We start from the raw sequence: 4,446 nt of genomic DNA, 5'->3' as shown, positions 1-4,446 counted from the left end.
TCACCCACGACGCCCGGCACGCCGCGTGGGGCGGACCGGATCGTGTTCCTCCGCGACGGTCGGGTCGTCGACGAGACCGTGTACTCCGGCGTCGAGATGGCGCTCACGGACCGAGCCGCGTCGTGAGTGCGCGTCGGCGCCGTGCCGACGCCCGCCCGGCCCGCCGCACCCCGTTCGCCCTGCGTCCGGCGCTCCGGCTGGGTCGACGGCTGGCGTTCGCGAAGGCCGGACGGGCGGCGCTCATCGTCGCGCTCATCGGCATCCCCACCGCGGGGTTCGCCGCGGTGTCCGTCGTGGTGCAGTCCACCCAGCCCACCCAGGCCGAGGCACTGCGCTACGACCTCGGGCACGCGGTCGCGCAGATGCAGGTCGTCGGCCCGGACCTGCCCGGCATGCGGCAGGACCCGGTCCAGTGGCAGTACACCGAGTCGGCGAAGGGCAGCCCGGTCGCCGAGTCCGACGGCGAGGCCCGGTTCGCCGACCTCCTCGACCACGTACCCGCCGGTGCCGTGTCGATCCCGGTCACCTCGGCGCAGATCGTGCTGACCGGTCCGAAGGGCCCCATCGGCATCCAGGCGGTCGAGGGTTCGGTCTGGTCACGGGTCCTCGACGGCCACTGGCACGTCCTCGACGGTGCGGCACCGACCAGCCGCGACGAACTCATGGTCACACCGGCCACGCTCCAGCGGCTCGGCGCGTCGATCGGTGACACGGTCGACCTGACCGACCCGGTGACGAAGCGCTTCACGATCACGGGCACCATGCGCGACGCCGCGTCCGACCCGGGCGCCCAGGGCGTCTTCCTGCCGTGGGGCACCACCACGCCGTCGATGACGGACGCGGGCCCGGCACCGTACGACGTCACCGTGTACCTGGCCTCGGACGCCCCGACGTGGTCGGAGATCCGCGCGCTGAACGCGCACGGCATCACGGTGCAGTCGCGTCCCGTCGTGCTCAACCCGCCCGACGAGCGGTTGCACGGCGCCGGCCTCAGCAGCCCGATCGGCTGGTTCCTCGGGGCGATGGCGCTGCTCGGCGTCTTCGCGATGTTCGAGGTCGCCCTGCTCGCCGGCGCCGCGTTCCTGGTCGGCACCCGGGCGGACACCCGCTCGTACGCCATCGTCACGAGCGTCGGTGGGGACCGTCGCTTCGTCCGGTCGATCGTGGCCGGGTCCGGGCTGGTGCTCGGGCTCACCGGCGCCGTCCTCGGGGTCGCGCTCGGTACCGGTGTCGGCGTGCTCGCGTTCCGTCTCGCGGACAACGGCAACGTCGGCACGTGGCCGGGGCTGCACATCCCGGCCGGCCTGGTCCTGTCGATCGGTGCCGCCGCCGTCCTCGCGGGTCTCGTGTCGGCGCTCGTCGCGGCCCGTGCGGCGACCCGGGTGAACGTCCTCGCGGCGCTCCGCGGTTCGCTCCGGCCTGCCGCGGTGAACCCGCGCGCCGAACGCCGCCGACGGATCTGGGCACCCGTGCTCGTCGTCGCGGGCAGCGTGATGACCCTGGCGTGCGGTGCCGGCGTGCTCCTGCTCAACGACCGCCCGGTGCAGCAGGACCACCTCGCCTGGATCGTCGGCGCCGGTGTCGCGATCGGCCCGTGCCTCATGCAGCTCGGGGTCGCGATGTCGTCACCGTGGCTCCTCGCCCTCGTGTCCAGGACCGCGACGCGGCTCGGGCTCTCCGCCCGCCTCGCCGCGCGGGACGCCCGGCGCAACCCGGTGCGCACCGTGCCGGTGCTCGCGAGCGTCATGAGCGTCGTGTTCGTGGCCTCGGTGGTGATCACGTGGAGCGCGTCGCAGCACGCCCAGTTCGTCCGCGACTACGAGTACCGCACCGCCGTGGGCGTCGCGACGGCCGACGTCTCGCTCTCGAACGAGGACGGCAGCGACAGCGGGTACGACGCCTCCGTCACGGCGAAGGCGGCGACGATCGTCTCCGGCGTCCTCGACCACGACCGGGTCCGCGTGCTCGGTGTCGTGCCCGACATCGCCGGCGACCGACCGTCGACGATCTCGCTCCTGCACTCCTGGGGCCGGACGGACTGCCCGACGAACGACACCACGTCCTGCTCGCGGTACCTGGAGTCGCAGGACACCTCGGCGCCGCACATCTGGACCGGCACGGTCGACGACTACGCCGTCCTCACCGGACACCGTCCGTCCGCCGAGGTCCGCGACGCACTCACCTCGGGCCGCGCCGTCGCCCTGTGGCCGGAGTACGCGCACGACGGCCAGGTCCGGATCGACGCGTTCCGCGACCAGACGTCGAACAGCCCCGCGATCACGGCCAAGACCCGTCCGGACGCCACGACGACGATCCCCGCCGTGCTCGACGTGCAGACCCCCCGCATCCAGGTCGGCGTCTTCATGACCCCGGAGACCGCCGAGCGGTACCGGGTCCCGGCGGTGGACGGCATGCTCGTGACGGAGCAGACCGAGCCGATCACCCCCGCGCAGTCCGACGAGCTGACCTCGGCGTGGCAGAGCCTCGGCGGTGCGGACCGACAGCGCTGGGGCGGCCCGTACTTCCAGTACGAGACCGGTCCGGTCGACGCGCAGGGCATCGTCAAGGCGATCGTCCTCGCACTCGCCGCGGCGGTGACGATCGGCGCGACCGCCGTCGCCATCGGGCTGGCCCGCTCGGACGGTCGACGCGACGACGAGGTCCTCGACGCGGTCGGTGCGGCACCGGTGCTCCGGCGACGGGTGTCGGCGTGGCAGGCAGCGATCCTGACGACCGTCGGTGCGGTGGTCGGCACGCTGCTCGGGCTGCTGCCCATCCGGGCACTCACCCTCCGGTTCACGGCCGGGCCGACGGGCACCACGCACCTGCCGTTCGTGGCGGACTGGCCCGTGCTCGCACTCCTCGCGATCGGGCTGCCGGTGCTCGTGACCGCGGGGACCTGGCTCTTCGCGGGTCGCCGCCACCGCGTGGCCCTCCGGCGCACGCCGTGACCGGACGCGGCGGGTCCCGGACCCGACGGTGGCGGCCGGCTGGGAACAGCCGCGAAGACCCACAGCCAGCAGCGCGGTTCCCCAGGTCTGGGGACTGGTACGGCAGGCGGATCCGGGGGATACCTGATGTCGTGTCCCGCACCCGTCGTCTCGCCCTCGTCGCGAGCATCGTCACCGCCGCCGGCCTCGTCGCCGGCGGGTCCCTCGTCGTCGGCACGGCCGTCGTGTCGGCGAGCACCGGCGCGGGCGAGCGCGCTCCGTCCACGAGCCACGTCACGGCGGCCCCGGTCGAACGCGCGGACACCACGACCACCGGCGGGACCCGGCTCCGTGCCGCGACGCCGGGCGACGCCGTCACCGGTGCACTCGGCACCGGCGACCGGTCCGGCGCGACCACCTTCGCGTACGCGGGCGACTCGATCACGGCACGGCCGGACTCGTGGCTGCACGACCTCGTGCCGGACACCCGGTTCCACGCCGTCGGCGGCTACGCGCACAGCGGCTACCGCTCCGACCAGGTCCTCCACGAGATCGGCCCGGTGCCGGACGCGGACGTCCTCGTCGTCGAACTCGGCACGAACGACGTGAACCAGGCGATCCCGACCGCGACGACGATCGCGAACGTGGACGCCGTCGTCCGGAAGGTCGGCGCGCAGCACGTGCTGGTCGTCTCCGGGCCGCCGTCGGACTGGACCTGGAGCCAGTGGGGCGCCGACCGTCGGTCGGGACAGCTCGTGCTCAGCCGGGCGCTGGAACGGGACGCGGCGGACCACGGCTGGTCGTACGTCGACCCGTTCGCCCGGTTCCGGCAGACGGACGGCGCGTGGGTCCGGGGCGCCTCGGCGGACGGCATCCACGGGGACGCGGCGACGAACGTCGTCGTCGCCCGCGTGATGGCGACCGCGATCACGCGCGCCGCACGCTGATCGCGACGCGACCGGGGGCGGACGGGAGGCGCGGGTCGGGCCCGCACTCCTCCCTCGCAGGCTCGGTCGGCGCGCCCCGCGCAACGCTTCGCGTTGCCGCTGAGCGGGGCGCGCTCCCGTCCGTCAGTCCGTCACTCGGGCAGCGGCTCGGCGTACGTCCGGAACGCACCGCGCTCGGTGTGGATCGCCCACAGGCGGTCCGCGATCGCCGCACCGGAGTGCTCCGGCTGCCCGTCGTCGATGCCGAACGGGATGATGAGCTGACCGACGTGGACGTCCTCGTCCCGGACGGCGTCGTGCAGCAGCTGCGCGTAGGCGCTCTCGCCCGCGAAGGCGACCGACGTGCCGGTCACCCGCGCGCCGGGGCGCACCGCGCTCCCGCCGTTGACGAACAGGATCGTGCCGTGGCCGATCGCGCGCATGCCGGGCAGGACCTGGCGGACGGCGTTCACCGAGCCGTAGACCGAGAACTCGATCGGGCCGACGAGGTCCTCCGCCGTGGTCTCGAGCACCGGTCGCATGTACTCCTTGGCGGGCAGGGGGCTTGTACTGCAGCACCTCGATCGGGC

The 4,446-nt window shown here is 74.0% G+C and carries 2 protein-coding genes and 1 pseudogene; 2 read left to right on the top strand and 1 reads right to left on the bottom strand.

Features of this window, described 5'->3' with window-relative positions; genetic code table 11:
- Positions 1-122 precede the first annotated feature (122 nt).
- Together I5E_RS24300 and I5E_RS24295 are read left to right on the top strand one after the other, a co-directional pair.
- Positions 123-2,951 (top strand): ABC transporter permease, encoded by a 2,829-nt coding sequence (locus I5E_RS24300; protein ID WP_022906257.1) that lies wholly within the window; start codon positions 123-125, stop codon positions 2,949-2,951.
- Between the two features lie 131 nt (positions 2,952-3,082).
- On the top strand, positions 3,083-3,877 hold the full coding sequence (locus tag I5E_RS24295; RefSeq protein WP_022906256.1) for an SGNH/GDSL hydrolase family protein: 795 nt from the start codon (positions 3,083-3,085) through the stop codon (positions 3,875-3,877).
- 131 nt (positions 3,878-4,008) lie between these two features.
- On the opposite strand, the pseudogene I5E_RS21325 reads toward I5E_RS24295, so the two are convergent.
- A pseudogene (locus I5E_RS21325) lies at positions 4,009-4,446 on the bottom strand (SDR family NAD(P)-dependent oxidoreductase); the annotation flags it as partial.

This window comes from Curtobacterium sp. B18, from assembly GCF_000333375.1.
GTDB lineage: Bacteria > Actinomycetota > Actinomycetes > Actinomycetales > Microbacteriaceae > Curtobacterium.
The sequence above is the reverse complement of the archived record's forward strand: the minus strand, read 5'-3'. Positions and strand labels throughout refer to the sequence as shown.